The sequence below is a fragment of the Mesorhizobium sp. RIZ17 genome (assembly GCF_051127865.1).
In the GTDB taxonomy this organism is placed as follows: Bacteria; Pseudomonadota; Alphaproteobacteria; order Rhizobiales; family Rhizobiaceae; genus Mesorhizobium; species Mesorhizobium humile.
On the sequence record NZ_CP147861.1, the window covers coordinates 5,118,568 to 5,143,997 of the forward strand.

At 63.4% G+C, this 25,430-nt stretch carries 30 protein-coding genes; 20 read left to right on the forward strand and 10 right to left on the reverse strand.

Going from position 1 to position 25,430, the window contains the following annotated elements; translation table 11 throughout:
- The first annotated feature begins 86 nt into the window (after positions 1-86).
- The 8 genes from WDX12_RS24850 to WDX12_RS24885 all read left to right on the forward strand — a co-directional run bounded on the left by WDX12_RS24850 (position 87) and on the right by WDX12_RS24885 (position 9,283).
- Positions 87-2,132, forward strand: a complete 2,046-nt coding sequence (locus WDX12_RS24850; protein WP_434722373.1) for an FAD-dependent oxidoreductase — start codon at positions 87-89, stop codon at positions 2,130-2,132.
- 182 nt (positions 2,133-2,314) lie between these two features.
- Complete coding sequence (locus tag WDX12_RS24855) at positions 2,315-3,088, forward strand: SDR family NAD(P)-dependent oxidoreductase (protein ID WP_434722374.1); 774 nt, start codon at positions 2,315-2,317, stop codon at positions 3,086-3,088.
- A gap of 100 nt (positions 3,089-3,188) precedes the next feature.
- Positions 3,189-4,511, forward strand: a complete 1,323-nt coding sequence (gene hisD / locus WDX12_RS24860) for a histidinol dehydrogenase (RefSeq protein WP_434722375.1) — start codon at positions 3,189-3,191, stop codon at positions 4,509-4,511.
- 12 nt (positions 4,512-4,523) lie between these two features.
- On the forward strand, positions 4,524-5,546 hold the full coding sequence (locus WDX12_RS24865) for a zinc-dependent alcohol dehydrogenase (RefSeq protein ID WP_434722376.1): 1,023 nt from the start codon (positions 4,524-4,526) through the stop codon (positions 5,544-5,546).
- 34 nt (positions 5,547-5,580) lie between these two features.
- Positions 5,581-6,312 (forward strand): histidine utilization repressor, encoded by a 732-nt coding sequence (gene hutC, locus WDX12_RS24870; protein WP_434722377.1) that lies wholly within the window; start codon positions 5,581-5,583, stop codon positions 6,310-6,312.
- Between the two features lie 289 nt (positions 6,313-6,601).
- Positions 6,602-7,603 carry an ABC transporter substrate-binding protein gene (locus WDX12_RS24875; protein ID WP_434725705.1) on the forward strand — a complete coding sequence of 334 codons (1,002 nt, stop codon included), beginning with the start codon at positions 6,602-6,604 and terminating at the stop codon, positions 7,601-7,603.
- Between the two features lie 8 nt (positions 7,604-7,611).
- Complete coding sequence (locus WDX12_RS24880; protein WP_434722378.1) at positions 7,612-8,487, forward strand: ABC transporter permease; 876 nt, start codon at positions 7,612-7,614, stop codon at positions 8,485-8,487.
- Between the two features lie 13 nt (positions 8,488-8,500).
- A complete protein-coding gene (locus WDX12_RS24885) occupies positions 8,501-9,283 on the forward strand; it encodes an ABC transporter ATP-binding protein (protein WP_434722379.1) in 783 nt (260 codons plus the stop codon).
- Between the two features lie 122 nt (positions 9,284-9,405).
- Here WDX12_RS24885 and WDX12_RS24890 read toward each other — a convergent pair whose 3' ends face one another.
- Positions 9,406-9,813, reverse strand: a complete 408-nt coding sequence (locus WDX12_RS24890; protein WP_434722380.1) for a hypothetical protein — start codon at positions 9,811-9,813, stop codon at positions 9,406-9,408.
- Between the two features lie 140 nt (positions 9,814-9,953).
- On the opposite strand from WDX12_RS24890, the gene WDX12_RS24895 reads away from it, so the two are divergent.
- The 3 genes from WDX12_RS24895 to WDX12_RS24905 all read left to right on the forward strand — a co-directional run bounded on the left by WDX12_RS24895 (position 9,954) and on the right by WDX12_RS24905 (position 11,172).
- The gene (locus WDX12_RS24895) at positions 9,954-10,385 is read left to right on the forward strand and encodes a MarR family winged helix-turn-helix transcriptional regulator (RefSeq protein ID WP_434722381.1); all 432 of its coding nucleotides are present in this window, start codon (positions 9,954-9,956) and stop codon (positions 10,383-10,385) included.
- A gap of 68 nt (positions 10,386-10,453) precedes the next feature.
- The gene (locus WDX12_RS24900; protein ID WP_320297383.1) at positions 10,454-10,696 is read left to right on the forward strand and encodes a type II toxin-antitoxin system Phd/YefM family antitoxin; all 243 of its coding nucleotides are present in this window, start codon (positions 10,454-10,456) and stop codon (positions 10,694-10,696) included.
- A 17-nt stretch (positions 10,697-10,713) separates the two neighbouring features.
- Entirely contained in the window at positions 10,714-11,172 is a 459-nt protein-coding gene (locus WDX12_RS24905) for a type II toxin-antitoxin system VapC family toxin (RefSeq protein ID WP_320297382.1), read from the forward strand.
- Here WDX12_RS24905 and WDX12_RS24910 read toward each other — a convergent pair.
- Both WDX12_RS24910 and WDX12_RS24915 read right to left on the reverse strand, forming a co-directional pair.
- Complete coding sequence (locus tag WDX12_RS24910; protein ID WP_434722382.1) at positions 11,163-11,897, reverse strand: polysaccharide deacetylase family protein; 735 nt, start codon at positions 11,895-11,897, stop codon at positions 11,163-11,165. The two genes, WDX12_RS24905 and WDX12_RS24910, sit on opposite strands and share 10 nt — an antisense overlap.
- A gap of 274 nt (positions 11,898-12,171) precedes the next feature.
- Positions 12,172-14,241, reverse strand: a complete 2,070-nt coding sequence (locus WDX12_RS24915; RefSeq protein ID WP_434722383.1) for a putative bifunctional diguanylate cyclase/phosphodiesterase — start codon at positions 14,239-14,241, stop codon at positions 12,172-12,174.
- 299 nt (positions 14,242-14,540) lie between these two features.
- On the opposite strand from WDX12_RS24915, the gene WDX12_RS24920 reads away from it, so the two are divergent.
- Positions 14,541-15,728, forward strand: a complete 1,188-nt coding sequence (locus WDX12_RS24920; protein ID WP_434722384.1) for a glycine C-acetyltransferase — start codon at positions 14,541-14,543, stop codon at positions 15,726-15,728.
- Between the two features lie 45 nt (positions 15,729-15,773).
- Positions 15,774-16,808 carry an L-threonine 3-dehydrogenase gene (gene tdh, locus WDX12_RS24925; RefSeq protein WP_126083104.1) on the forward strand — a complete coding sequence of 345 codons (1,035 nt, stop codon included), beginning with the start codon at positions 15,774-15,776 and terminating at the stop codon, positions 16,806-16,808.
- A 198-nt stretch (positions 16,809-17,006) separates the two neighbouring features.
- Here the strand turns inward: tdh and WDX12_RS24930 are convergent, their stop codons facing one another.
- Complete coding sequence (locus WDX12_RS24930) at positions 17,007-17,456, reverse strand: MarR family winged helix-turn-helix transcriptional regulator (RefSeq protein ID WP_434722385.1); 450 nt, start codon at positions 17,454-17,456, stop codon at positions 17,007-17,009.
- Between the two features lie 130 nt (positions 17,457-17,586).
- On the opposite strand from WDX12_RS24930, the gene hmgA reads away from it, so the two are divergent.
- The 6 genes from hmgA to WDX12_RS24960 all read left to right on the forward strand — a co-directional run bounded on the left by hmgA (position 17,587) and on the right by WDX12_RS24960 (position 21,557).
- The gene (gene hmgA, locus WDX12_RS24935) at positions 17,587-18,900 is read left to right on the forward strand and encodes a homogentisate 1,2-dioxygenase (protein WP_434722386.1); all 1,314 of its coding nucleotides are present in this window, start codon (positions 17,587-17,589) and stop codon (positions 18,898-18,900) included.
- Between the two features lie 106 nt (positions 18,901-19,006).
- The gene (locus WDX12_RS24940; RefSeq protein WP_434722387.1) at positions 19,007-20,014 is read left to right on the forward strand and encodes a fumarylacetoacetate hydrolase family protein; all 1,008 of its coding nucleotides are present in this window, start codon (positions 19,007-19,009) and stop codon (positions 20,012-20,014) included.
- Positions 20,015-20,081: 67 nt separating this feature from the next.
- Entirely contained in the window at positions 20,082-20,378 is a 297-nt protein-coding gene (locus WDX12_RS24945) for a hypothetical protein (protein ID WP_434722388.1), read from the forward strand.
- A complete protein-coding gene (locus WDX12_RS24950) occupies positions 20,375-20,911 on the forward strand; it encodes a DinB family protein (RefSeq protein WP_434722389.1) in 537 nt (178 codons plus the stop codon). The genes WDX12_RS24945 and WDX12_RS24950 overlap by 4 nt, the downstream gene beginning before the upstream one ends.
- 75 nt (positions 20,912-20,986) lie before the next feature.
- Positions 20,987-21,244, forward strand: coding sequence for a BrnT family toxin (locus WDX12_RS24955; RefSeq protein WP_434722390.1), 258 nt, complete (start codon positions 20,987-20,989; stop codon positions 21,242-21,244).
- The gene (locus tag WDX12_RS24960) at positions 21,231-21,557 is read left to right on the forward strand and encodes a BrnA antitoxin family protein (protein ID WP_434722391.1); all 327 of its coding nucleotides are present in this window, start codon (positions 21,231-21,233) and stop codon (positions 21,555-21,557) included. Before WDX12_RS24955 ends, WDX12_RS24960 begins: the two co-directional genes overlap by 14 nt.
- A 16-nt stretch (positions 21,558-21,573) precedes the next feature.
- Here the strand turns inward: WDX12_RS24960 and WDX12_RS24965 are convergent, their stop codons facing one another.
- From WDX12_RS24965 to hppD, 3 genes are all read right to left on the reverse strand, one after another.
- Entirely contained in the window at positions 21,574-21,951 is a 378-nt protein-coding gene (locus WDX12_RS24965) for a type II toxin-antitoxin system VapC family toxin (RefSeq protein ID WP_434722392.1), read from the reverse strand.
- Positions 21,948-22,172 carry a type II toxin-antitoxin system Phd/YefM family antitoxin gene (locus WDX12_RS24970; RefSeq protein WP_140634067.1) on the reverse strand — a complete coding sequence of 75 codons (225 nt, stop codon included), beginning with the start codon at positions 22,170-22,172 and terminating at the stop codon, positions 21,948-21,950. The genes WDX12_RS24965 and WDX12_RS24970 overlap by 4 nt, the downstream gene beginning before the upstream one ends.
- 65 nt (positions 22,173-22,237) lie before the next feature.
- On the reverse strand, positions 22,238-23,353 hold the full coding sequence (gene hppD / locus WDX12_RS24975) for a 4-hydroxyphenylpyruvate dioxygenase (RefSeq protein WP_434722393.1): 1,116 nt from the start codon (positions 23,351-23,353) through the stop codon (positions 22,238-22,240).
- A 138-nt stretch (positions 23,354-23,491) separates the two neighbouring features.
- On the opposite strand from hppD, the gene WDX12_RS24980 reads away from it, so the two are divergent.
- Positions 23,492-23,959, forward strand: a complete 468-nt coding sequence (locus WDX12_RS24980) for an Lrp/AsnC family transcriptional regulator (RefSeq protein WP_434722394.1) — start codon at positions 23,492-23,494, stop codon at positions 23,957-23,959.
- 186 nt (positions 23,960-24,145) lie between these two features.
- Here WDX12_RS24980 and WDX12_RS24985 read toward each other — a convergent pair whose 3' ends face one another.
- The 3 genes from WDX12_RS24985 to WDX12_RS24995 all read right to left on the reverse strand — a co-directional run bounded on the left by WDX12_RS24985 (position 24,146) and on the right by WDX12_RS24995 (position 25,422).
- Complete coding sequence (locus tag WDX12_RS24985; protein ID WP_434722395.1) at positions 24,146-24,484, reverse strand: TIGR01244 family sulfur transferase; 339 nt, start codon at positions 24,482-24,484, stop codon at positions 24,146-24,148.
- 74 nt (positions 24,485-24,558) lie between these two features.
- Entirely contained in the window at positions 24,559-24,996 is a 438-nt protein-coding gene (locus tag WDX12_RS24990; protein WP_434722396.1) for a DUF6691 family protein, read from the reverse strand.
- Positions 24,997-24,999: 3 nt separating this feature from the next.
- Positions 25,000-25,422 (reverse strand): YeeE/YedE family protein, encoded by a 423-nt coding sequence (locus WDX12_RS24995; protein WP_434722397.1) that lies wholly within the window; start codon positions 25,420-25,422, stop codon positions 25,000-25,002.
- Positions 25,423-25,430: the final 8 nt, after the last annotated feature.

Consider the following 25,430-nt stretch of genomic DNA (forward strand, 5'->3'; position numbering starts at 1 on the left):
GCAGCGGTTTTCGGAAGAATCCAATGCGTGAAATGGAAGCGGGAGCGACACGACGCTTCCGCACAAATTGAAACGGCAGGAAGACGATGATCAGCAACGACCCGCTTCTCCAACCCTACCAGCTCAAGCACCTGACGCTGAAGAACCGGGTGATGTCGACCAGCCATGAGCCGGCCTATTCCGAGGACGGCATGCCGAAAGAGCGCTACCGGCTCTACCATGCCGAGAAGGCCAAGGGCGGCATGGCGCTGACCATGACGGCGGGCTCGGCGATCGTCTCGCGCGACAGCCCGGCTGCCTTCGGCAATCTGCATGTCTATGACGACCGCATCGTGCCGTGGCTCGCCGAGCTGGCGGATGCCTGCCACGAGCATGACTGCAAGGTGATGATCCAGATCACCCATCTCGGCCGGCGCACCGGGTGGAACAAGGCTGACTGGCTGCCGGTGCTGTCGGCCTCGCCGGTGCGTGAGCCGGCGCACCGCGCCTTCCCCAAGACCATCGAGGAATGGGACATCGAGCGCATCGTCGCTGACTATGCCGCGGCCGCGCAGCGCTGCCAGGCGGCCGGCCTCGACGGCATCGAGTTCGAATCCTACGGCCATCTGATGGACGGCTTCTGGTCGCCCGCCACAAATCACCGCGACGACGATTTCGGCGGCTCGCTCGACAACCGGCTGCGCTTCACCGACATGGTGCTGGACGCCGTGCGTACGGCGGTCGGTGAAAAATTCGTCGTCGGCATCCGCATGGTCGCGGACGAGGATTTCGAGAAGGGCCTGCCCAAGGAGGAAGGCGTCGAGATCGCCAGGCGGCTGGCCAATTCAGGCAAGGTCGATTTCCTCAACATCATCCGCGGCTCGATCGAGACCGATGCGGCGCTGACCAAGGTCATCCCGGTGACCGGCATGCGTTCCTCGCCGCATCTCGATTTCGCCGGCGAGGTGAGGGCGGCGACGAAATTCCCGACCTTCCATGCGGCGCGCATTTCCGACGTCGCCACCGCCCGCCACGCGATTGCCACCGGCAAGCTCGACATGGTCGGCATGACGCGCGCCCATATCGCCGATCCGCATATCATCCGCAAAGTGATGGAGGGCCGCGAGCACGAGATCCGCCCTTGCGTCGGCGCCACCTATTGCCTGGACCGCATCTATGAGGGTGGCGAGGCGCTTTGCGTCCACAACGCCGCGACCGGCCGCGAGGCGACCATTCCGCACATCATCGCGAAGAGTGAGGGACCGAAGAAGAAAGTCGTGGTCGTGGGTGCTGGCGCGGGCGGTCTCGAAGCCGCGCGCGTCGCGGCCGAGCGCGGCCATCAGGTGACGGTGCTCGAAGTCGCCAGCCAGGCGGGCGGCCAGGTGCGGCTCGCCACGCAGAATCCGCGCCGCAAGGAGCTGATCGGCATCATCGACTGGCGGTTGGCCGAGCTCGATCGCCTCGGCGTCGAAATCCGCTACGACACCTGGGCCGAGAAGGACGACGTGCTGGCATTGGCGCCGGACGTGGTGATCGTGGCGACCGGCGGTATGCCGCAGAACCCGCCGCTGACGACCGGCGACAATCTGGTCACCTCGAGCTGGGACATCATGGCCGGCAGCGTCAAGCCGGCCGAGAATGTCCTGCTCTACGACGACAATGGCGGCCATCAGGGCATGGGCGCGGCGGAGCTGATCGCCAACAGCGGCTCGAAGCTGGAACTGGTCTCGCCGGAGCGCTTCTTCGCGCCGGAAATGGGCGGCCTGAACCATGTGCCCTATATGCGCGCCTTCCACGAGAAAGGTGTCACCGTCACCATCAACACCCGCCTGCGCTCGGTGCGGCGCGAGGGCAACCAGCTTATCGCCGAGCTGGCGTCGGACTTCGCCGACGGCTGGCGCGGCGAGCGGCGCGTCGACCAGGTGGTGGTCGAGCATGGCACCGCACCCCTCGACGATCTCTATCTGTCGCTGAAACCCTTGTCGAAGAATGGCGGCGCGGTCGACTACGAGCGGCTGGTGAGCGGCGGCGACATTTTTCCGCAGCGCAATCCGGAAGGCGGCTTCGTCATGTTCCGCATCGGCGACGCGGTCGCCTCGCGCAACATCCACGCCGCCATCTATGACGGCATCCGGTTCGGGATCAGGATCTGATCGACAGACCGCCGCGCGCGAAAGAAAGCGCCGAATAGGATTGTATCAGCACCGGGGTTGCACGCTCCCGCGGTCAGCTTTACCGCTACGCCCAAAATCATTTGTATATGCTTGTATGTATAACCAATGATCGGTTAGTCTCGCGGGCGAGGACAGGCCGGCAAGGCCAAGGAGGATCGACAATGCGCAATGCTTCCCTCTTCGACCTGTCGGGCAGGAAGGCGCTCGTCACCGGCGCGAGCCGGGGCATCGGGCGCGGCATCGCCGAGGCGCTGAGCGCCGCCGGCGCCGCTGTCACTGTTACGGCGCGCAGCCTCGCCGCGCTCGGGGAGACGACGGCGGCGATCCGGGCCGCCGGAGGCGTTGCGCACGCCATCACCCTGGACGTCATCGACGTCGCCCGTTGCCGCGCTGCCACCGCCGAGGCCGCCGACCTGCTCGGGGGTCTCGATATTCTCGTCAACAATGCCGGCATGGAAGAGATCAGGCCTTCGCTCGACGTCGACGAAGCGCTCTGGGACAGGATCGTCGACACCAATCTCAAGGGCGCCTTCTTCTGCGCCCAGGCAGCCGCCCGCCTTATGCGCGATGCCGGACGGCCCGGCGCCATCATCAACATGTGCTCGCTGACCTCCGAGGTCGGCATCCCCACGGCCGTGCCCTACGGCTCGTCAAAATCGGGCCTGCTCGGCATGACGCGAGCGTTGGCGGCGGAATGGGCCGGTCTGGGGATCAGGGTCAATGCCATCGCTCCCGGCTACTTCAGGACGGCGATGACCGAGGTGTTCTACGCCGACGAGGCGTGGCAGCAATCGATGCTCGCCAAGATCCCGCAGCGTCGCTTCGGCGACCTTTCGGATCTGCACGGTATCGCGGTGTTCCTGGCCTCGGATGCCTCGGCCTACATCACCGGGCAGTGTTTCCCGGTGGACGGGGGCTTTCTTGCCTCGATCTGACGCGGCTTGCCGTGGCCAGCCCGATGGCAGGGCGCAGAAAAATGCTGGCGATGCTTATACATACATGTATATACTTTTCCCGAGTTTCTGAGGAGCAGCCATGTCCGACGTCAGCTTCCACGACCTGTCATCCGCCACCCCCGAACAGCGGGCGAACCTGCTGAAGCGCGCCGAAGCTGACCTGTCGGTCTTCGTTGAAAAGGTCCGCCCGATCATCGAGGCAGTCAGGACCGAAGGCGACGCGGCCCTGCTGCGATTCGCCCGGGACCTGGACAAGGCCGATGTGGCCGCGGGCAGTCTGAAGGTTTCGGAAGCCGAGTTCGATGCGGCCTTCGACAAGGTCGACAAAGATGTCGTCGACAGCATCCGCTTCGGCATCGAGAACATCAGGCATTTCCATGAGGAACAGCGTCCGGAGACGATGTGGCTCAAGGAGGTCCGGCCAGGCGCCTATGCCGGCGATCGATACACGCCGATCGCCTCCGTCGCGCTCTACGTCCCGCGTGGCAAGGGCGCTTTCCCGTCGGTGACCATGATGACCTCGGTTCCGGCCGTCATCGCCGGCGTGCCGCGGATCGCGATCGTGACGCCGCCGACCTCGGACGGTTCCGTCGATGCCGCGACCCTGGTCGCCGCCCGCCTTGCCGGGGTCGAAACCGTCTACAAATGCGGCGGCGCGCATGCCGTCGCGGCAGTCGCCTACGGCACCGAGACGGTGAAGCCCGCGCTCAAGATCGTCGGGCCTGGCAGTCCCTGGGTGGTGGCGGCAAAGAGCCTGCTGTCCTCGATCATCGATACCGGTCTTCCGGCCGGCCCTTCGGAGGCGATCATCTTTGCCGACGACAGTGTCGACGGCGGCCTCGCCGCGCTCGACCTTCTGATCGAGGCCGAGCACGGACCGGATTCCTCCGCCTATCTCGTGACGCATAGCCGCAAGGTCGTCGACGCTGCCCTGGCAGCACTTCCCGAGCACTGGTCCCGCATGAGCGAGCAGCGCGTCGAGTTTTCGCGCGCGGTGCTGACCGGCCAGCGCGGTGGCATCGTGCTGACCGCATCGCTGGAGGACAGTTACCGCTTCATCAACGACTATGCGCCCGAGCACCTCGAGATCCTGTCCAAGGAGCCGTTCGCGCATCTTGGGCACATCACCGAGGCGGCCGAGATCCTCATGGGTCCGCACACGCCGGTGACGCTCGCCAATTTCGTCCTCGGGCCGAATGCGGTGCTGCCCACCAGCCGCTGGGCGCGCACCTACGGGCCGCTTTCGGTGACGGATTTCCTCAAGCGTTCGTCGGTCGGCTATGTGACCTCGGCCGCCTATCCGGAGCTTGCCGGGCATGCCCGCAGGCTCGCCCGCTATGAAGGGTTCAGCTCGCACGAGAACGCGGTCTCGGAAATCCGCGACCGCTATCTCGGCGCCTGACGGACCGGCGCGATGAAAGCCGCCAGACTCTATGGCCCCGGCGACCTGCGCGTCGAGGATATCGCCGCGCCAGGGGCTCCCGACGCCGGCTGGGTGAAACTGCGTGTCGATGCCGCCGGCATCTGCGGTTCCGACCTCCACAATTTCCGCACCGGCCAGTGGATAAGCCGTGCGCCGTCGACGGCCGGCCATGAGCTGACCGGCACGGTGGTTTCGGTCGGCGAGGGCGTCGACATGGTCGCCATGGGCGATCGGGTCGTCGCCGATTCCCGTTTCTGGTGCGGAGAATGCGTGCAATGCCGCGCGGGCAGACGGCATCTATGCGCCTCGCTGGGCTTCGTCGGTGAAGTTTGCGACGGCGGCTTTGCCGAAGAGGCGCTCCTGCCGGCGCGCCTGCTGCATGTCATCGACGCCGCGCTCGACGAAAGGGTGGCGGCGATGGCCGAGCCGCTCGCCGTGGCGCTGCATGCCGTGCGGCGCCTGCCAAGGACAGCGGCTTCAGTGCTGGTCGTCGGCTGCGGCACCATCGGCGGCCTGGCGGCGCTGCTCTTGTCGCGGACGTTCGGCGGCAAGGTGCTGGTCGCCGATCGCAATCGGGCGCGCTGCGAGCGTGTCGCCGGCGTGACCGGCGCCACGATCGTCGATCTCGACCGCGAGGCAATTGCCGCCGTGCTCCACGGAGCGCCGTTGCTTGCGGCCGTCGAGGCCACCGGCAGCATCGCCGCGCTCAACCAGTTGCTGGGTGTTCTGGGTTCCGGCGCCTCCGTGGCGCTGGTCGGCATTTTCCACGGTCGCCTCGAGATCGACCCCAACATGCTGGTCGAGCGCGAGATCGCATTGCTGGGATGCCATGCCTTTGCCGATGAACTGCCCGACGCCATCGGGATGCTGGCGGACCTGTCCGGGCCGCTGATCGGCCTGATCGATCGCGAGATCGGCCTGGACGACGTTCCGGCCGCCTATGAGCGCCTGCTTGCGGGGCAGGGCGACGGCTTGAAAACCATCATCCGGATGCTGCGGCCTGCCGGTGCGTGATTGCCGACAGCTTGCCGGAAAGGACATGTGAAACATGAATACTTTGCCCGATACGGCCAGCCCTCTCTACGAGAAGGTCAAGGACTACATCCTGACCAACATTGGAACAGGCAAATGGAGCAAGGACCGCAAGCTGCCGTCCGAAAATGAATTCGTGGCAGTGCTCGGCGTGTCGCGGATGACCGTTCACCGCGCCTTGCGGGAATTGACCTCGGCCGGCTTCCTGATCCGGCTGCAGGGCGTGGGGACATTCATCGCGCCGCCCCGGCCGCAGTCGACGCTGATCGAGATCAACAACATCGCGGCCGAGATCGTCGCGCGCGGCAACAGGCATCGCTCCGAGGTTCTCGTCCTCGAAAGGATCACGCCGACCAAGGAGCTGTCGCTGTCCTTCGAATTCGCCAAGCGCACTGCTGTCTATCATTCGGTGGTCGTCAACTTCGAGAATGACCTGCCCGTTCAACTGGAAGAGCGCTTCGTCAATCCGGGCCTGATACCCGACTACGACAAGCAGGATTTCTCGAAGACGGCGACCTACGATTACCTGATGCAGAAGACGCCGGTGACCGAGGTCGAACACATCATTTCCGCCGTCCCGGCCGATGCCGAGACGGCGCGGCATCTCGCCATCGACATCGGCAGTTGCTGCCTTCTCCTGCATCGCCGGACCTGGACGGGCGCGGTCGTGGCCACCATCAGCAAGCTGACCTATGTCGGCAGCCGCTACTCGCTCGGCAGCCGCTATTCTCCCTCCCGCAAGACCTGAAACGGTTGGCATTGTTCGTGCCCCTGGCGTCAGTCATGAAGGAGCCCGGGATCAGCTGCCCAAAGGCTGCCGAGGTCCCGGAAATCTGCCTCTCCAACTTGTATATGCATGTATGTATTTTAGCCTTGACATCCATTGCCGCCGACGTTGAATATCGTTCCACTTCCGTCGACGTGGCAGGTAAGACGCCGCCGAGGCACAGTGCCGCAAGAAGCAGAAGCCGCATTCTCACCAGACCGGAAGTTTGGTTCAAAAAAAGCGGTCTGAATCATCAAGGGGAACAAAGATGATGCGTAACATCAAAGGACAATTCCGTGCGCTTATGGTGGCTGCCGCCGTCGGTTTCGCTCCGCTGGCCCACGCCGCCGACACCACCATTCCCGCGACGCCCGAGGCCGGCTCGTTCAAGATCGGCATCGAGCCGTGGCTGGGCTACGGCCAGTGGCACGTGGCCGAAGCCAAGGGCCTGTTCAAGGCAAGCGGGCTGTCGGACGTCCAGATCGTCAACTTCGCCGAGGACAAGGACATCAACGCTGCCCTGGCGAGCGGCCAGCTCGACGCGGCCAACATCGCGACCCACACCGCGATGGGCATGGTTGCGGCTGGGCTGCCGGTCAAGATCGTGCTGCTGCTCGACGTCTCGATGACGGCCGACGCCATGATCGCCGGCAAGGACATCACCTCGATCGCCGACCTCAAGGGCAAGCAGGTCGCCTTCGAGGAAGGCACGACAAGCGACATCCTGCTCAAATACGCGCTTGCCAAGAACGGCATGTCGATCGCCGACGTCCAGCCGGTGCCGATGCCGGCGGCGGACGCCGGCAGCGCGCTGATCGCCGGCCGCGTCCCGGTCGCGGTCACCTATGAGCCGTATCTCACCACGGCCAGGGCGCAGAACAAGGACGTCAAGCTTCTCTTCACCGCCGGCGAGGATCCAGGCCTGATCAGCGACGTGCTGGTGGTGCGCGACGAGGTGATCAAGTCGCGGCCCGGCCAGGTGCTTGCCATGATCAAGGCCTGGGATGCGGCGCTCAAGGACTACAACACCGACACGCCCGGCGGCCGCGCCATCATCTCCAAGGCGGTCGGCTCGAGCGTCGAGGACTTGAACACCGCCTTCGACGGCGTGCGCTACTATTCGCTGGCCGAGAACAAGGGCGCCCTGACCGGCGATTTTTCCACCAAGACATTCGCCGACGTCGAGGCCGCCGCCAAGAATGCCGGCCTGCTGCAAGCCGACGTGACGCCGGAGCAGATGATCGATCCGGCCTTCGTCAAGGCCGCGCAGTAGGCCGGGCCGTGGCGGTCGCCGAGATGCCCGACGAGCCTGCAGTCAAAGCGAACCCGTCCGGCCCGGCAACGGGGCTTGCTGCCAGGCAGGCGACGCGCCGCCGATCCTTCGGGATCGGCGTGCCGATCGCGCGCTCCCGTTTCCTGATGATAGCCGTGGCCGTCTTTGCCGGCCTCGGCCTGGCATGGTGGGCGGCGACGGGCCTCGAATTGGTCAAGCCGATCTTTCTGCCGTCGCCGGCCAGCGTGGTGACACAGCTCGGCAAGCTCTGGGCCGACGGCACGCTGCTCATCGATCTCAAGGCCTCGATCTACCGTATTTCGGTCGGCTTTCTCATCGCCTCGGCGCTGTCCATTCCGATTGGCGTGCTGATCGGCAGCTTCCGGACCTGGGAAGCGGCGATCGAGCCGTTGGTGGATTTCATCCGCTACATGCCGGTGGTCGCCTTCGTGCCGCTCTCCATCCTGTGGGCGGGCACCAGCGACGCCCAGAAATTCCTGATCATCTTCATCGGCACTTTCTTCCAGCAGGTGCTGATGATCATGGACAACGTCAAGCGCGTGCCGGCCGACTTCGTCGGTCTCGGCAGGACGCTCGGCCTGCCGGATCGCAAGATCCTGACGCGTATCGTGGTGCCGAGCGCCTTGCCGGGCATCTGGGATACGCTGCGCATAAGCCTGGGCTGGGCCTGGACCTGGCTCGTGCTGGCGGAACTCGTCGCGGCGACGTCCGGGCTCGGCTATCGCATCACCGTCTCGCAGCGCTATTTCCAGACCAACACCATCATCGGCTATATCCTGTTGCTGGGCATGCTCGGCCTCATCACCGACCAGGTCATGAAGGCACTGGGCAAGGCGCTGTTCCGCCAGGACAGCCGTTCATGACGAGGCAAGGCCGATGAATTCCCCCAAACTGCGGATCAAAGGCCTCCACAAGAGCTTCGGCACCGGAGCGCGGCGCACCGAAGTGCTGCGCGACATCAATCTCGACCTCGCCGACAACGAGTTCGTGTCGCTGGTCGGCACGTCAGGCTGCGGCAAGAGCACGCTGTTGTCGATCGTCGCCGGACTGCAGGATTTCGACTCGGGCGATCTCGATATTGACGGGTCGCCGATCCTGAAGCCCGGCCTCGACCGCGGCGTCGTCTTCCAGTCCTATACGCTGCTGCCCTGGCTGACGGCGCAGCAGAACATCGAGTTCGCTCTCAAGGCCGCCGGCCACGACCGCGCTACCTGCCGCAGGATCGCGCTCGAACACCTCGACCTGGTCAAGCTGCCGAACTCGGCCAATCTCTATCCTTCCGAACTTTCGGGCGGCATGAAGCAGCGGGTCGCCATTGCGCGCGCGCTTTCCTACCGCCCCAAGATGCTCTTGATGGACGAGCCCTTCGGCGCGCTCGACGCCCTGACCAGGCATCAGATGCAGGAACTCCTGACCCAGATCTGGGAGGAGCACAGGCTCACCGTGCTCTTCGTCACCCACGACGTCGAAGAGGCTGTCTATCTGTCGGACCGCATTGCCGTGATGGGCATCGGTCCGGGGCGCATCATGCGGACGTTTGACGTCGACATCGAGCGCCCGCGCCGCGAAGAGGTCATGGAGAGTGCCGCTTTCATGGACCTGCAGCGCAACGTCCACAAGGCCATTCGTGAAGCCTCCAGGCGCCCCGAAATGGCTTAGGCGGCTCCTTTCGTCGTCCGGTCCGCCGGCTTGTGACGCGCAACGGACCATTGCAAGGAGAGCCACCTGCCGCTTTGGTCCGTTGCGCGCCGCGCCCGGTCGGTTTCGCCGGCCGTGCGATGTCAAAACAGCTTGGCGGTCGCCATGCAAAACACGGTAATGACGAGCAGCCCGCCGGCGATGCGTTCGCCTCTGGTCATTTTTGCCCGCAAATGGGTCTGCGTCACTTGATCGGCGCCCGCCAGCTGCCTGCTGGCCGAGGCCACAAGCGCGCCCTGCACGCCGGCGGCGATCAGCGCCGTCAAGATGCCGAGTGCCAGCACTTTCTCCATCGAGCCGAACGCGCCCTCATGGAAGAAATACCAGAGCAGCAAGCCGGTCAGGAACACCACGCCGGAGGCGCCGAGTTGCGGCCGGATGAAGCGCTCCGCCTTGATCTCTGGATCGCGGGCAACCGCGATGGTCGTGCCGGCCCAGAAGACGCCGGCCATCACATGCAGGCCGATGGTGACGATATAGACATATTGCATGACCGCATTCCTCTCTGCCGCCCGCCGCGCCGCAACCCTGTCGCGACGTCATCAATAAGACAAAGTTAGATATCTAACGATTAGATGTCAATGCATGGAGCCGAGTTCCACCTTGCCATTGCATGCTCTACTGTCATGTCATGACACCGTTTGACCGCCCGCCCGTCGGTATGAATCTCGCCCGCACCTCGAAGGTGGTGGCGCAGGCTTTCGACGCCGCGCTGGTCCAGGCTGGCGGCACGCTGCCGGTCTGGCTGACCTTGCTGTCGGTCAAGTCGAAGGAATTGGCCAACCAGCGCGAGCTTGCCGGCATGATCGGCATCCAGGGCGCGACGCTGACGCATCACCTTAACGCCATGGAAGCGCAAGGGTTGCTGACGCGCCGCCGGGACCCGGAAAACCGCAGGGTCCACCAGGTGGCGCTGACCGAGGCCGGCGAGGCGCTGTTCGAAAAGCTCCGCCTCGCGGCCGTCGCTTTCGACAAGCGGCTGCGGGCTGGTATTCCCGATGAGAGGCTGGCCGAATTCGCCGAGATGCTTGCGTTGCTGCGGGCGAATGCGGGGGGCACCTAGCCGGTTGTATTGAATCGATTGGCAGTCAATGCTATATGACCACAATAGTCATATGATGGAGCTTGGCGATGCGGGAAATTCAACTGAAGGATGCCAAGGCAACGCTTTCGGCAGTAGTCGATAACGCTGTTGCGGGAGAGCCTGCCGTCATCACGCGTCATGGCCGCAAGCAAGCTGTGATCCTATCGTTCAAGGAATACGAAAGGCTGTCGCGCGTGCCAAGCTTTGGACAATTGCTGGCGGCGTTTCCGGGGGGCGAAGACGACATTGCCCCTCGCATCCGCAAACCTGTTCGAAAGGTTGACCTGTAAGGGCGGCCCTTCAGCCGATGTTTTTACTGGACACCAACATCATTTCGGCAATGGCGCCGTCCAAAAGGAATGAGCGGACGGAGTTGGCGGATTGGCTCGATCAGGCCAGCGACCATTTGTTCTTGTCCGTGGTCACGGCATCGGAGATCACCTCTGGAATCGCGAAAGCCGAACGCGAGGGCGCAACGACGAAAACAGCGCTACTCCGTCAATGGTGGCAGGCAATTGAATATCTTTATGGCGAAAGGATATTGCCTCTCGATCTGCGCGCGGCGCATGCTGCGGGATTGATGCTCGATCGTGCCCGGGCGCATCAGCCGGGATTTGAGGACATCGCGATTGCAGCGACAGCCGAAGTGCATGGCTTGACGATCCTAACGGGCAATGAGCGCCATTTTGCACCTCTCGGCGTGCCGATGCTCAATCCGCTGAAGGTGCTACCGGCGCTGCCCGGAGAGCGGCCAGTTCAGTCGTAGCCCGCAATCGCGCCGAAGGCGTAGTGGCGCAGCTTGAGCGCCGCGATCAGCGCCGTCAGCTTCGCCTTGCCGTCGAAGGCGTCCTGGAACATCTCGTCATGCATGAGCAGGATCAGCTTGTTCGGCCTGGCGAAATGGCCATAGCCGAACAGATGATCGATCTCGCTGACCAGGTGGTCGACGCTCTGCACCGGCTTGCCGCTGTCCTCATGCACCCATTCGTGGTCCCAGCCATAGAGCCAGAAGCCCGAGGCCGCGACGAATTCGTAATCCGGATCCTCGCGGCCTGCCTCCGCCAGCCCAAGCGAATTGTCGTCCTTCGAGTAATTGGGCAGCCGGAACACGTCGCGTCCCGGCAGCCGCGCGTGCACGGCCGGCTTCAAGCCCAGCACGGCGTTCGCCCTGAGCATGTCTGCGACCACGCCTTCGGTGTCGCCGTAGAAATGCCGGTAGTGATTGTAGGCGTGGCTGTAGCTGTGGTTGCCGATCGTCACCAGCGGCATCGATTTCGCCCGCTGCAGCAGCGCCCGGTTGGTGGCGTTGGCCTCGGCATGCATGCCGACCATGAACAGCGTCGCCGGCACCTGCTCGGCCTGCAGCACGTCGAGGATATTGCTGGTGCCGTTCAGCGGACCGTCGTCGAAAGTGAGGAAGACGGTGCGATCGGCGGCGAAGGCAGGCGACGCGGCGAACAGCAGTATCAGGATAAGAAGTCGAAGCCGCATCCCTGAAATCCGGTGGTAATCCTCGCAAGCCGCCACACCGAGACCGGTCTGTATGCTCGGCACTGCCGAGGTGCATCGAGATGCAGGTCAGGTCGAGTCGAGAATGGTGGCTTTCGAGAACCGGCCTACGCCGGCCGTAGCCTTCATAGAGCGGGAACACTTATGAGGGCTTCGGCCGGCGAAGGCCGGAGCGGAGCGTACTTAACATACGAGAGCGCCGGAAGCGCAGAAAGCCGTCATTCGCGGGCCGGCCTCACCTGAATATCGGTGTACCTCAAGCGAGGCTGCCCTGCAGTACTTTAAGCTTCGCCTTCTTCGGGCTGCGCGCCAGCAACCATTCGCGCGCCTTGTCCTGCGGCATCGGGAATGCGATCGAATAGCCCTGCACCTGGTCGCAGCCGATCGCCATCAGCGAGTCGAGCTCCGCCTCGGTTTCGGCGCCCTCGGCGACGATCGAGATGCCCAGCCCCCTGGCAAGCTCGGTGATGGCGCGCACGATCTTGGAGTTGTCGCCGTTCTCGTTGATGTTCTGGACGAAGCGGCGGTCGATCTTCAGCCGGTCGATCTCGTTCGGGTTGACGTGGCTGAGCGAGGCATAGCCGGTACCGAAATCGTCAAGCTCCAGATGCACGCCGGCGGCGCGGATGTGGCGGAGCTTCGAGGCGATGCCTGTCTTCTCGTCGTCGAGGATGACGGATTCGACGATCTCCAGCGCCAGCTTCTGTGGGGGCAGCCCGGCGCGCTCCAGCGTGCCGAACAGGAAGCTGTCGAAATCGGGCTCGCGCAGTTCCGTGCCCGAGACGTTGACGGCGATGCGCCCGAAATCGATGCCGGCGCGGTCCCATTCGGCGGCCTCGTTGATCGCCTTGCCGATGACGATGCGGCCGATCTCCGGCATGAAGCCGCATTTCTCGGCCACGGGGATGAACTCGCCGGGCGAGATCATGCCGCGCGTCTCGTGCTTCCAGCGCACCAATGCCTCGATGCCGCTGATCTTGCCGCTGGTTAGCGACACTTGCGGCTGGAAATAGACCTCGAAGCTCTTGCTGGCGATGGCCGTGCGGATATCTTGTTCGAGCTGCTTGCGATAGTCGAGCTCGCGGCGCAGCTCCTCCGAGAAGAAGGAGAAGTTGCCGCCGCCGAGCTTCTTGGCGGAGTAGAGCGCCAGGTCGGCATGGACGAGCAGGTCCTGCGCATTGTCGGCGTCGACCGGATAGACCGCGATGCCGGCGCTGGCGCCGGGCATGATGGTCGTGCCCTGGAACGTGATCGGCTCGTTGATCTCGCCAAGGATGCGCTTGGCCAGCGCATGGATGTCCTCGGTGGTGCCTGCGCCGTTGAGGATCATGACGAACTCGTCGCCGCCCAGCCTGGCGCAGAGATCCGACGCGCGGCAGGAATCGCGCATGCGCTGCGCCGTCACCACCAGCACATAGTCGCCTGCCGCATGCCCCAGAGTGTCGTTGATCTGCTTGAAGCGGTCGAGATCGAACTGGATCACCGCCAGGCGCTCGCGGCGGCGCTGCGCTCCCTTGATCAGCGTGTCGAAATGGTCGGTGAGGAAGGTTCGGTTGTGCAGTCCTGTCAGGCCGTCATGCACGGCGATGAAGGCCATCGAGTTGCGGGCATCGACCAGCTCGCGCGTCTTGCGCAGGATGGCGTTGGACATCGGCCGGAAGATGAACAGTGCCACCAGCACGATGACGCCGAGGGTGGCGAAGAACAGCGTGCGGTGCAGGTCGAGGATGTTGCTGGATTTCTCGTCGGCGAAGGCACTGATGCGCTGGCCGAGCGCGGCATAGCCGGACATCGTCGCATTGGCGACGGAGGCGTCGAGGCCGACGCGCTCGCCGCCGCCCTTGTAGCCGTCGCTCTGCATGCCGAGCTGCGACGCGAAGGACGAGACCAGCCTGTCGCCATTGGCGACGAGGCCGACCGAGAAGTAATCGAGGTGGAAAGGCTTGCTGAACAGGACGTATTCGATCGACTTCGGGTCGTTGCGCGCCGGCGAGAGCGGGTCGGCGCCGGTTTCCTTGAGCAGCCGGTCGTAATTGGTCTCGAACTCGCCCGTCGCCTGCTTGAGCGCCGTGACCAGCGCCGGCTGCTTGTCGCGCGAGGCGCCGCCGGTGGCGCTGGCCAGGAAGACGATGCGCTGCGACAGCGCCTTCTGCGTCGAGACGATGTCGAGCACCGCATTGTTGTGCTGCTGCTGCGCCATCAATTGCTGGAGAAGAATGAAGGACGCCACCACCATGGCGGCGATGATCGTCAGCGCCAGCCAGTAGCCGGTCTTGATGAGCAGGATCAGCTTGCGCGAAACGCTATGCACTGGCTGCTGCGACATAACTTAAGAGACCCCACCGGTCGACGGATTCCTGCCCTGGATACGGCGGGAAGACGCTTGCCTGGAAAGGGTTAACAGGTCGGCAAGGGAGGCCGGCGGCCGTCATGGCGGTTCGACAAAGCTCGCAAGATGGTTATCACGTCCTTTCCCGCTTACCCCATTTTTGCTCCTATTGCCGCCGCGCCATGGCGAAGGATTGCGATCGGGCTTTCGCGACGCCACCGAAGCGGTCGCTTTTGCGATGGATTTTTTGCAGCTGTAGCGCGACAGTCCGGCCTCGAACCGAACAGGGCCGGACCATGAGCAAAGCATTCCTTTCCCATATCGACAGTGAGCTCCAGGGCCTGAAATCGGCCGGGCTCTACAAATCCGAGCGGGTGATTTCCTCCATGCAGTCCGCCGAGATCGAGGTGGGCGGGCAAAAGGTGCTGAACTTCTGCGCCAACAACTATCTCGGCCTCGCCGACAGCGAGGATTTGCGCGACGCGGCAAAGCACGCGCTTGACCGCTACGGCTACGGCATGGCCTCGGTGCGTTTCATCTGCGGCACGCAGGAAGAACACAAGGAGCTCGAGGCGACGATCTCGTCCTTCCTCGGCATGGACGACACCATCCTCTATTCCTCCTGCTTCGACGCCAATGGCGGTTTGTTCGAGACGCTGCTTGGCGAGGAGGACGCCATCATCTCGGATGCGCTGAACCACGCCTCGATCATCGACGGCGTGCGCCTCTCCAAGGCCAGGCGCTTCCGCTACGCCAACAACGACATGGCCGATCTCGAAGCCCGCCTGAAGGAGGCGAAGGACTGCCGCTTCCGGCTGATCGCCACCGACGGCGTGTTCTCGATGGACGGCATCATCGCCAATCTCAAGGGCGTCTGCGACCTTGCCGAGAAATACGATGCGATGGTCATGGTCGACGACAGCCACGCGGTCGGTTTCGTCGGCAAGAATGGTCGCGGCTCGGCCGAGCATTGCAGCGTCGAGGGCAGGGTGGACATCATCACCGGGACGCTCGGCAAGGCGCTGGGCGGCGCCTCCGGCGGCTACACGTCGGGCAAGAGAGAGGTGGTGGACTGGCTGCGCCAGCGCTCGCGGCCCTATCTCTTCTCCAACACGCTGATGCCGGCGATCGCCGGCGCATCGATCAAGGTGTTCGACCTGATCCGCAATGGCGACGCGTTGCGCGAGCGCCTATATGCCAATGCGGATCGGTTCCGGTCTCAAATGGGTAAGCTCGGCTTTACATTGGCCGGCGCCGATCACCCGATCATCCCGGTGATGCTGGGCGATGCTGCGCTGGCGCAGGAGATGGCGCAGCGCATGCTGAAGCGCGGCATCTATGTCATCGGTTTTTCCTTCCCGGTGGTGCCGAAGGGCCAGGCGCGCATCCGCACGCAGATGTCGGCGGCGCACTCCAGCGCCGACATCGACCGCGCGGTCGAGGCGTTCGGCGCGATCGGCAAGGAACTGGGCGTGATTTCCTGAACGGCCGAAAGCTGCTCCGGATCAAGAGATTCAAGGAACAAAAGAATGTCCAACATGATGAAGGCGCTGGTGAAGGCCAAGGCCGAGCCGGGCATCTGGATGGAAGAGGTGCCGGTGCCGGAGATCGGCCCCAACGACGTGCTGATCAAGGTCAAGAAGACCGCGATCTGCGGCACCGACGTCCACATCTACAACTGGGATCAGTGGGCGCAGAAGACCGTGCCGGTGCCGATGGTGACCGGCCACGAATTCGTCGGCACCGTCGCCGATTTCGGCGCTGCGGTCACCGAATACAAGGTCGGCCAGCGCGTCTCGGGCGAGGGCCATATCGTGTGCGGCCATTGCCGCAATTGCCGCGCGGGCAGGGGCCATCTTTGCCGCAACACGCTTGGCGTCGGCGTCAACCGTCCAGGCGCCTTTGGCGAGTACATGGTGATCCCGCAGCACAATGTCGTGCCGATCCCCGATGACGTGCCGGACGAGATCGCCGCCATCTTCGATCCGCTGGGCAATGCCGTTCACACCGCATTGTCCTTTGACCTGGTCGGCGAGGACGTGCTGGTCACCGGCGCCGGCCCGATCGGCATCATGGGTGCGCTCGTGGCGCAATGCGTCGGCGCGCGAAAAGTCGTGATCACCGACATCAACCCGGTACGGCTCGATCTGGCGCGCAAGCTTGGCGTGCAGCATGTCGTCGACGCCTCGAAGGAAAAGCTGCGTGACGTGATGCCGTCGATCGGCATGAGCGAAGGTTTCGACGTCGGGCTCGAGATGTCGGGCGCCGCTCCCGCCTTCCGCGACATGATCGACACCATGAACAATGGCGGCAAGATCGCCATCCTCGGCATAGCGCCCACCGGCTTCGAGATCGACTGGAACAAGGTCATCTTCAAGATGCTGCATCTCAAAGGCATCTACGGCCGCGAGATGTTCGAGACCTGGTACAAGATGATCGCCCTGGTGCAGGGGCCGCTCGATGTTTCGGGGCTGATCACGCACCGCATCGGCATCGACGATTTCCAGGTGGGGTTCGACGCGATGCGGAGCGGCAGTTCGGGCAAGGTGGTGATGGATTGGTAGGCCTTTAGGGAGACGTCGAGTTCCTTCGCCCCCCTCTCTGTCCTGCCGGACATCTCCCCCTCAAGGGGGGAGATCAGCTGTCAGGCCGGCCTTCGCCAATCGCAGTCGTCGCAAGATGAGCGCCGTCGCCAAAGCTGCCAATCTCCCCCCTTGAGGGGGAGATGTCCGGCAGGACAGAGAGGGGGGCCTTGCGCTGGCCTACCAGATCTTTTCTGCCAACTCTCTCTCCAACGCCGTCACCCCCGTCACAATCGCCGCGCGCTCATCCTCACTCAATCTCCCCAGCAGCTCCCTCTCAAACGCCTTCGCAAGCGGCACCATCTCGCGATAGGCGGCGAGCCCCGCCTTGGTCAGCGCCAGATGCTCGACGCGGCGGTCGTTCTCGTCCGGCATGCGCGTCAGCCAGCGCCGCCGCTCCAGCTCCGCCACAGCGCGCGACACCTTGGTCTTGTGCATGGCCGACTGCTCGCCGAGTTCGGTCGCCGTCATTGTGCCGCGCTCGCCAAGCCCGGAGAGCGTGCGCCATTCCGGTCGCGTAAGGCCATGCCGATCTTTGTAGATTTTCGAGAATTCGCGGCTCACGGTGTCGGCCAGCCGATAAAGTCGGTAGGGCAGGAAGCTTTCCAGCTCGAGGATATCCGGTTCCATGAAATGCTCCCCGAGGCAGCGCAGCCGTTGATAGTTACATTTTCAATGGTTACAAATGAAACAAGTTTAGTCAATATCGCCGGCAGGGCGCGTCTCGGGACGCTTACAAGCCGGGATCAGGGAGGATCGGATGGCCTTTTCCTACATGCCGGGCTTCGGCAATGATTTCGAGACCGAGACGCTGCCCGGCTCGCTGCCGCAGGGCCGCAACTCGCCGCAGCGGCCGGCCTACGGGCTCTATGCCGAGCAGCTTTCGGGTTCGCCCTTCACCGCGCCGCGCGGCACCAACGAGCGCTCCTGGCTCTACCGCATCCGTCCAAGCGTAAAACACACCGGCCGCTTCAAGGCCGCGAGCTACCCCTTGTGGAAGACCGGGCCGAATATCGGCGACCATGAACTGGCGCTCGGCCAATACCGCTGGAACCCGACGCCAATGCCCAGCGAGCCGACCGATTTCATCTCCGGCATGCGCACCTTCACCACGGCCGGCGACGCGGTCGGCCAGTCCGGCATGGCCGCGCATATCTATGTCGCCAACCGCTCGATGGTGGACGACCATTTCTTCAACGCCGACGGCGAATTGCTGGTCGTGCCGCAGGTCGGCGCGCTGCGCTTCGTGACCGAAATGGGCGTCATCGAACTCCGGCCCGGCGAGATCGCCGTGCTGCCGCGCGGCCTCGTCTTCAAGGTCGAGCTCGCCGACAAGGAGGCGCGCGGCTATGTCTGCGAGAATTATGGCGCCAAGTTCACCATGCCGGACCGCGGCCCGATCGGCGCCAATTGCCTGGCCAATCCGCGCGACTTCAAGACGCCCTGCGCCTGGTTCGAGGAGAAGGAGACGCCCTGCCGGCTGATCGTCAAATGGTGCGGCACTTTCCACGTCACCGAGCTCGGCCATTCGCCGCTGGACGTCGTCGCCTGGCACGGCAATTACGCGCCCTACAAATATGATCTGGCGACGTTTTCGCCGGTCGGCGCCATCCTGTTCGACCACCCCGATCCGTCGATCTTCACCGTGCTGACGGCACCCAGCGGCGAGGAGGGCACCGCCAATGTCGACTTCGTCATCTTCCCGCCGCGCTGGCTGGTGGCGGAGAACACCTTCCGTCCACCCTGGTATCACCGCAACATCATGAGCGAGTTCATGGGCCTGATCCACGGCCAGTACGATGCCAAGGAGGAAGGCTTTGTTCCCGGCGGCATCAGCCTGCACAACCAGATGCTGGCGCACGGGCCGGACGCGTCGGGTTTTGAGAAAGCCACCCGCTCGGAGCTGAAGCCGGTCAAGCTCGACAACACCATGGCCTTCATGTTCGAGACGCGCTTCCCCCAGATGCTGACGCGCTATGCCGCCGAGCTCGGCAGCTTGCAGGAGAACTACATCGACTGCTGGGCCGACCTGAAGAAGCGTTTTAACGGCACGCCTGAAGGCGATTGGTCCTGATCGGCGGATCATTGTCAGGAAAACGTGTCGAGGCGACTTGACGATCGCTCGCGCGCGCTTTGTTGTGTGACAAAGCGGTGAAAAGGCCGCCAGGAGAGGAAACCGCATGAAGCTTGCTACTTTGAAGAACGGGACGCGCGATGGGAAACTGGTCGTGGTCTCGCGCGATCTGACGCGGTTCACCGATGCTTCCTTCCTGGTGCCGACGCTGCAGGCCGCGCTCGACGATTGGCGCCGTATTGCGCCGCATCTGGCGGCGATGGCTGAATCGCTGGAGACCAACGCAGTGCCTTCGGCGCGCTTCCACGAGCATGACGCGCATTCGCCGCTGCCGCGCGCCTATCAATGGGCGGACGGCTCGGCCTATGTGAACCATGTCGAGCTGGTGCGAAAGGCGCGCGGCGTCGAGATGCCGGCAAGCTTCTGGACCGATCCGCTGATCTACCAGGGAGGCTCCGACTCATTCATTCCGCCGCGCGATCCGATCCGCATGGCCGACGAGGCTTTCGGCATCGACATGGAGGCGGAAGTCGCCGTCATCGTCGATGATGTGCCGATGGGCGCCGGACTGGCGGAGGCGAAAGAGGCCATCCGTCTCGTTATGCTGGTCAACGACGTGACGCTGCGCGCCATCACCGGGCCTGAATTGGCCAAGGGCTTCGGCTTCTTCCAGTCGAAACCGTCTTCCGCTTTCTCGCCGGTCGCGGTCACGCCGGACGAACTTGGCGACGCCTGGGACGGCGGCAAGGTCAATCTTGCGCTGCTCGCCGATCTCAACGGCAAGCCGTTCGGCCGCGCCAATGCCGGCGTCGACATGACCTTCGACTTCCCGGCGCTGATCGCGCATGCGGCAAAGACACGGCCGCTCGCCGCCGGCACCGTCATCGGCTCCGGCACCGTCTCCAACAAGCTCGATGGCGGGCCGGGCAAGCCGGTTTCGGCGGGCGGCGCCGGCTTTTCCTGCATCGCCGAGCTGCGCATGATCGAAACCATCGAGAGCGGCGAGCCGAAGACGCCTTTCCTGCGTTTCGGCGACATTGTGCGCATCGAGATGAAGGATAAGGCCGGCCATTCGATCTTCGGCGCCATCGAGCAGAAGGTCGAGAAATATTAGAGCAGGATGCCGGAAAGTGTGATGCGGTTTTCGGACAACATCATGCTCCGACTTTAAGGGATAGTGGATGCCGGGCGAGGCGCTCTATGTGCTGTTCGGGCTCTGGGCGATCGCCATTCTGGTGGTCTTCGTCCAAGCGACGCGGCTGAGCTACCGCATCGAGGCGCGTTCGCCCGACCTCGCCAACCGCAGCGGCGTTCCGCGCAAGGCGATGCTGTTCCACACCATCACCAATCTGAGCGTCGCGCGGGACGCGCAGACGCAAGCGCTGCGGCGGCGCATGATCATGCTGCTGATGGTCGTCGTCGCGGGCTTCCTGGCCATGGCGGCAGGCATAGGCTTTGCCAGCGGAATGGCGCCATGACCCTGCTCGAGCACTTGCGCCGCATGGCGCGCAACAATTTATGGTCGAACGACCGGCTCTATCGTGCCGTGCTCGCTCTCAAGCCCGGCGAGTTCGAAGCCGGGCGCACCAGCTTCTTTCCGTCAATCAGGGAGACGCTCAACCACACCCTCGCGGTCGACCTCCTCTATTTCGACTTCCTGACCGATGGCGGTCTCGGCGCCTCCGCTTACGACAACTTCGTACCGTTCGACGATGCGGCAAGCCTGGCGACGGCGCAGGCCGATTTCGACCGCAGACTTGTCGCTTTCTGCGATGGTCTATCCGAAGCCGATCTCGATCGCCACGTCATCACCGATCGGCGCGAGGACGGCATGATCCCCGAACGGATCGGCGACATCCTCGCCCATGTCTTCCAGCACGACATCCATCACCGCGGCCAGTTGCACGCGATGCTTTCCGGCACCTCGGTGGCGCCGCCGCAGCTGGATGAGTTCCTGCTCGACTACGACATCAAGCTGAGGAAGGACGAGGTCGAGCGGTTGGGGCTGTGAGCGAGACGGCTGCGTTGAAAAATTATTGTAGTTACGAAAATCGTTGACTTAATTATTGTAGGTACATAAATTCTGATGAAGATCGTTTGGGACGAACCGAAACGGTGGGCCAACATTGACAAACACGGCTTGGATTTCGCTGCGTTGGACGAGGAGTTTTTTCTTGCGTCGACAATCCGGGCGGCCAAAGCCGGCCGTTTCATGGCGATTGGTCGGATGGTCGGCGGTGTTGTTGCAGTGGTCTTTGCCCGGCTTGGCTCCGAGGGCATCTCGATAATTTCGATGCGACCAGCCAACCAGGCGGAAAGGAGATTGTTCGATGGCAAAGTCTAAGCTGAACATCACAAAGCCCGACAAGGAGTTCAAGTCAGGCAAAGGTTTCACCAAGGAAGATTGGGACGCAGTTTCCGACAACCCCGAATGGACCGAGGAGGACTTCCGAAACGCGCGTCCCTTCACCGAAGTGTTCCCCGATCTCGCCGAAAGCATTCGCCGTTCGCGCGGCCGGCCGGCGCTCGACAATCCGAAGAGACAGGTGACGCTGCGCCTCGATAGCGATGTGGTTGCCCGCTTCCGCGCCGGCGGATCCGGCTGGCAGAGCCGGATCAACGATATCCTGCGCAAGGCCGCCGGCCTCCAAAAGTAGTTCGATCGTATGGCAGTCAGCCCAGCGCGACCTCGTATTGGGCAAAATGCGAATCTGACGTCAGGATCGTCAGGTTCTCTATCCGCGCCTGTGCAATCAGCAGCCTATCGAACGGATCGCCATGGTGAGGCGGCAGATCGCCGACTGCGTGCGCGTGCTGCAAGGTAACCGCGAGGGGCTGAAACCGCATCCTCGGAAGCAACGTCGGCAGGTCATTTGGCGCGTGAAGCTTTCCAATTGACCGTTTGATCGCAATTTCCCAAACGCTCGCCGCGCTCGCGAACACCACCGCGTCCGAGTCAAGGATGGCGCGATGCTGTTCGCTGAGACGTCGATCATCCGAAATCGACCAGAGGATAATGTGCGTATCGGCGAGAAACGGCCCAGTCGTCATTTGACGTATTCGTCCCATTCGGGACCGAGTTCGTCGAAGTCGTCGGCAATCCAGATCTTGCCTTTCAAGGCGCCGATACGCGGCAACGGTTCCACCACTGCCGGAGGTACGATACGCGCGGCCACCTTGCCATGGCGCGTAAGCACAATCTCCTCGCCGGCTTCTGCGCGGCTCACGAGTTCCGACAATTTGGCCTTGGCTTCTGCGATGGAAACATTCATGGAGCGATCCTTTATGACCATAATTTAGGTCATAATTGATCGTGCCGCAAGATATCGCCGGGCCGCTACGCCGCCTTGCCGTCCAGCTTGATCACGCCGCGCTTGATCTGATCCTGTTCGATCGACTCGAACAGCGCGCGGAAGTTGCCTTCGCCAAAACCTTCGTCGCCCTTGCGCTGGATGAATTCGAAGAAGATCGGCCCGATCACGGTCTTCGAGAAGATCTGCAGCAGGATCTTGGTCATGCCGCCGTCAACCACGCCTTCGCCGTCGATAAGGATGCCGTGCTTCTTCATGCGCTCGATCGGCTCATCATGGCCATGCACGCGCTCGTGCGACATCTCGTAATAGGTGTCGGGCGGGCCGGGCATGAACTTCAAGCCGTTGGCGGCAAGCTTGTCGGTCGCCTCGTAGATCGCGTCGGTGCCAACCGCAATGTGCTGGATGCCCTCGCCATTGTACTTCTTCAGATACTCGGCGATCTGGCTGGTCTCGTCCTTGGACTCATTCAGCGGAATGCGGATCTTGCCGCAGGGCGAGGTGATGGCGCGGCTGACCAGGCCGGTGATCTTGCCGTCGATATCGAAGAAATGGATCTGCTTGAAGCCGAACAGGTCGCGGTAGAAATCCCACCACTTGTCCATATTGCCGCGATAGACATTGTGGGTCAGGTGATCGAGGAAATAGAAGCCGACGCCTTCCGGCTTCGGGTCGCGCTCGCCCAGCCATTCGAACTCGGCGTCGTAGGCCGAACCCTTTTCGCCATAAGCCTCGATGAAATAGAGCAGCGAGCCGCCGATGCCGACGATTGCCGGTACGTCGAGCGCCTTGTCGGCGCCTTCATAAGGCGTGGCGCCCTTCGATACGGCATGGTCGAAAGCGTGCTTGGCATCGACGACGCGCCAAGCCATCGAGGCCGCGCAGGGCCCGTGCTTTTCGACGAACTTCATGGCATGCGAGCCGGGCTCGGCATTGACGACATAGTTGATGTCGCCCTGGCGCCAGACGGTGATGTCCTTGCTGCGATGCTTCGCCACGGCGACATAGCCCATGCGGGTGAACAGCTCGGCAAGCTTTGCCGGCTCGGCATGCGCGAACTCGACGAATTCGAAGCCGTCGGTGCCGGCCGGGTTCTGCTTGCTGATCCTGGCGGGTGGGGCGTCGTGTGGGAAGGGGCCCATGGCAGTCCTCCGAAAGCTGTTGCGGCCGGTCTTGGCCAATTTTCACCATGATAGCGCGGAGCGCCCGCACGGTGCTTGCATTCGACCGCTTGAAATGCGCATCATGTGCGTAAATTGTGCATGGTTGGAGAAAAATACGTGGATGATGCGCGCATTGATCAATTCGACCGCAAGATACTGGCGCTTTTGCAAGACGACGCGCGCTACACCAACAACGACCTGGCGGAGCGCGTGAACCTGTCGCCCTCGCAATGCTCTCGCCGGCGTCTGCGCTTGGAGGAGGACGGCTATATAAAGGGCTACCGCGCCGTGCTCGACCGCGACCGTCTCGGCTTTTCGCTGGTCAACGTCATTTCGGTGACCCTGGCCACCCATAACCGTGACAATGCCCGCCGCTTCGGCGAGCTGGTGGCCCGCCTGCCCGAGGTGCAGGAGGCGCACGCGCTGACCGGCGAGATGGACTACATCTTGAAGGTGGTGACGCCCGACCTCAAGTCGCTGTCGGAGTTCGTCAACGGCGTGCTCCTGCCGCACGAATCCGTGCAGCATGTGAAGACGGCGATCGTGCTGGAGACGTTGAAGGAAACCGGTGCGCTGCCGATTTAAGCTATGCTGATATTCAGGTGAGTCCGGCCTGCAAATGACGGCTTCCTGCGCTTCCGGCCTTCGCCGGCCGAAGCCCTCATAAATGCTTCCGCTCTATGAAGGCTACGGCCGGCGTAGGCCGGTTTTCGTAAGCCGCCATTTTCGGCTCGTACTGACCTGAATCTCAGCACACCTTCGCTGGGATATTCACCCCCGCTGCTGCTGGATCAGCCCATAAAGGTTGGTGCAGCGCGCGCCTGAACGGCAATAGGCGAACACCGGCCCCTCGAGTTCGTCGAGCGCGGTGGCCTGGTTCTCGACATTGTCCATTGTGATCTGACCGCTGATGACCGGAATGTACCGGAACGCAAGCCCGGCTGCCTCGGCCGCGGCCTGCACGCTCTCGGCCGAAGGCTGACCCGGCTGCTCGTCGTCCGGCCGGTTGCATATCACGCTCTTGAAGCCGGCGTCCTTGATGACGGCTATATCCTCGGGCTGGATCTGGCCGGAGACCGAATAGTCGTCGCTGATCTGGCGGTATTCCATGGTGTCCTCGCAAGTTTGGTGCCTCGTGGCTTGGCTGGTGTTCTGCCACTCCCCGAGCGATCCGGCAACTGCTGCTAGGCCGAGGCCGGCTGGGCGAGCCGAGTTCGGGCGAAGCGGGCCACGACGATGCCGGCGATGACCGCCGCGACAAAGACCGGCGTCGACGAGTAGCCAAGGCCGAGCGCCGGAATTGAGGCCCCGGGACAAAAGCCGGCAATGCCCCAGCCGATGCCGAAGACAGCAGCGCCGCCGACCATTTGCCGGTCGATGGTGCTTTTGGTCGGCAAGGCAAAGGCGCTCTCGAACACCGGCACCTCGCGCCGGCCGAACACCAATCGGTAGCCGGCGAAGGCGACCGCCAGGCCGCCGCCCATCACGAAGATCAGGCTCGGATCCCAGGTGCCGGCAATGTCGAAGAAGTTCAGCACCTTCGCCGGATTGATCATGCCGGAAACAGCGATGCCCAGGCCGAAAAGCCCACCGATCAGAAAGGCCGAGACGAGTTTGCGCATAGGTCAGCCTCCCATCACGTGGCGGATGATGAAGACAGTGACGAAAGCGGTCGCCATGAAGGTGGCGACCGCAACGAACGAACGAGGCGACAACCGCGCGATGCCGCAAATACCGTACCCGCTCGGGCAACCGCCGCCGAAATGCACGCCGATGCCGACCAGGAAGCCACCCACGACGAGCGCCGTCGTCGGGACCGGTACGCTGAATGGGATCTGCTTGCCGGCAAGCGCCAAGAGCAGCGGGGCGGCGATGGCGCCTGCGAGAAACATTGCGCGCCACTGCCAGTCGGCCGACAGCGGCGGGATGACGCCGGTCAAGATGCCGGTCATGCCGGCGATGCGGCCGTGCAAAGCCATCAGCAGCACGGCCGACAGGCCGATGAGGGCGCCGCCAAGCAGGGACTGGAGAGGCGTGAAGTCAGTCATGGAAAGGC

Coding starts and splice junctions, on each gene's coding strand:
- WDX12_RS24915 (WP_434722383.1), bottom strand. CDS start 14,241: ATGTCGCAGCAGCCAGTGCATAGCGTTTCGCGCAAGCTGATCCTGCTC.
- WDX12_RS24895 (WP_434722381.1), top strand. CDS start 9,954: ATGACACCGTTTGACCGCCCGCCCGTCGGTATGAATCTCGCCCGCACC.
- WDX12_RS24865 (WP_434722376.1), top strand. CDS start 4,524: ATGAAAGCCGCCAGACTCTATGGCCCCGGCGACCTGCGCGTCGAGGAT.
- WDX12_RS24905 (WP_320297382.1), top strand. CDS start 10,714: ATGTTTTTACTGGACACCAACATCATTTCGGCAATGGCGCCGTCCAAA.
- hutC (WP_434722377.1), top strand. CDS start 5,581: ATGAATACTTTGCCCGATACGGCCAGCCCTCTCTACGAGAAGGTCAAG.
- WDX12_RS24985 (WP_434722395.1), bottom strand. CDS start 24,484: ATGGAATACCGCCAGATCAGCGACGACTATTCGGTCTCCGGCCAGATC.
- WDX12_RS24930 (WP_434722385.1), bottom strand. CDS start 17,456: ATGGAACCGGATATCCTCGAGCTGGAAAGCTTCCTGCCCTACCGACTT.
- WDX12_RS24855 (WP_434722374.1), top strand. CDS start 2,315: ATGCGCAATGCTTCCCTCTTCGACCTGTCGGGCAGGAAGGCGCTCGTC.
- WDX12_RS24910 (WP_434722382.1), bottom strand. CDS start 11,897: ATGCGGCTTCGACTTCTTATCCTGATACTGCTGTTCGCCGCGTCGCCT.
- WDX12_RS24960 (WP_434722391.1), top strand. CDS start 21,231: ATGGCAAAGTCTAAGCTGAACATCACAAAGCCCGACAAGGAGTTCAAG.
- WDX12_RS24920 (WP_434722384.1), top strand. CDS start 14,541: ATGAGCAAAGCATTCCTTTCCCATATCGACAGTGAGCTCCAGGGCCTG.
- WDX12_RS24945 (WP_434722388.1), top strand. CDS start 20,082: ATGCCGGGCGAGGCGCTCTATGTGCTGTTCGGGCTCTGGGCGATCGCC.
- hmgA (WP_434722386.1), top strand. CDS start 17,587: ATGGCCTTTTCCTACATGCCGGGCTTCGGCAATGATTTCGAGACCGAG.
- WDX12_RS24950 (WP_434722389.1), top strand. CDS start 20,375: ATGACCCTGCTCGAGCACTTGCGCCGCATGGCGCGCAACAATTTATGG.
- WDX12_RS24965 (WP_434722392.1), bottom strand. CDS start 21,951: ATGACGACTGGGCCGTTTCTCGCCGATACGCACATTATCCTCTGGTCG.
- WDX12_RS24890 (WP_434722380.1), bottom strand. CDS start 9,813: ATGCAATATGTCTATATCGTCACCATCGGCCTGCATGTGATGGCCGGC.
- WDX12_RS24885 (WP_434722379.1), top strand. CDS start 8,501: ATGAATTCCCCCAAACTGCGGATCAAAGGCCTCCACAAGAGCTTCGGC.
- tdh (WP_126083104.1), top strand. CDS start 15,774: ATGTCCAACATGATGAAGGCGCTGGTGAAGGCCAAGGCCGAGCCGGGC.
- WDX12_RS24850 (WP_434722373.1), top strand. CDS start 87: ATGATCAGCAACGACCCGCTTCTCCAACCCTACCAGCTCAAGCACCTG.
- WDX12_RS24940 (WP_434722387.1), top strand. CDS start 19,007: ATGAAGCTTGCTACTTTGAAGAACGGGACGCGCGATGGGAAACTGGTC.
- WDX12_RS24995 (WP_434722397.1), bottom strand. CDS start 25,422: ATGACTGACTTCACGCCTCTCCAGTCCCTGCTTGGCGGCGCCCTCATC.
- WDX12_RS24990 (WP_434722396.1), bottom strand. CDS start 24,996: ATGCGCAAACTCGTCTCGGCCTTTCTGATCGGTGGGCTTTTCGGCCTG.
- WDX12_RS24875 (WP_434725705.1), top strand. CDS start 6,602: ATGCGTAACATCAAAGGACAATTCCGTGCGCTTATGGTGGCTGCCGCC.
- WDX12_RS24970 (WP_140634067.1), bottom strand. CDS start 22,172: ATGAATGTTTCCATCGCAGAAGCCAAGGCCAAATTGTCGGAACTCGTG.
- WDX12_RS24955 (WP_434722390.1), top strand. CDS start 20,987: ATGAAGATCGTTTGGGACGAACCGAAACGGTGGGCCAACATTGACAAA.
- hisD (WP_434722375.1), top strand. CDS start 3,189: ATGTCCGACGTCAGCTTCCACGACCTGTCATCCGCCACCCCCGAACAG.
- hppD (WP_434722393.1), bottom strand. CDS start 23,353: ATGGGCCCCTTCCCACACGACGCCCCACCCGCCAGGATCAGCAAGCAG.
- WDX12_RS24900 (WP_320297383.1), top strand. CDS start 10,454: ATGCGGGAAATTCAACTGAAGGATGCCAAGGCAACGCTTTCGGCAGTA.